The 666-nt window shown below is 42.8% G+C and carries 1 protein-coding gene; it reads left to right on the forward strand.

Annotated elements, in window-relative coordinates:
• The coding region (locus ACYQ4S_RS12110; RefSeq protein ID WP_459771413.1) for an IS91 family transposase at window positions 1-666 on the forward strand (666 nt) is incomplete at both ends.

Consider the following 666-nt stretch of genomic DNA (forward strand, 5'->3'; position numbering starts at 1 on the left):
GTGACAAAGGATGGGAAATGGAAGCAATATGACTATATTCCTTACGTCAAACTAAGAAAACAGTGGCAGACGGTCGTCTTAAAATTGATCCGAAAGGTGCTTTCGGAGCGAGCCAAAAAGCAAGTCCAGCCCTTGCTACAAGCGGCGTATAAAAACAATCCAGATGGTTTCTATATCCATGCGCCTAAGAGAAGTAAAACACATGTGAAAGGGTTACTCGGTTATATTGGACGCTACATGAAGCGAGGACCTATCGCTCTTCATCGCATCATTATGTATGACGGTGAAGTCGTTGCCTTTAGTTATCAAGATAAACGGGATGGCGAATGGAAAGTTGAGGAACTACCTGTGGCGGAATTCATTGGACGCCTTGTCCGACATATTCCAGATGAACAGTTTAAAATGGTACGCCACTATGGTTTGTATTCTCGTCGTATTAAGACACTCATGAAGATAGTGGTCAAACAATTTCAACTTGACACACAAAAAGTGTTAATCAATGCGAAGGAAATGATCAAACCGTTAGGTTGGCGGAAGCGGCGTATAGAATCATTTGGGGAAGATCCATTGGAATGTTCGGAATGTGGCAATGTAATGGAGTTTAGAGGGATAGCTGTGCGCAAAAATGGGCGTCTAACCCTTCAATTTGCGAATGATAGACAAGCT

This window comes from Alkalibacterium sp. s-m-28 (assembly GCF_054658175.1).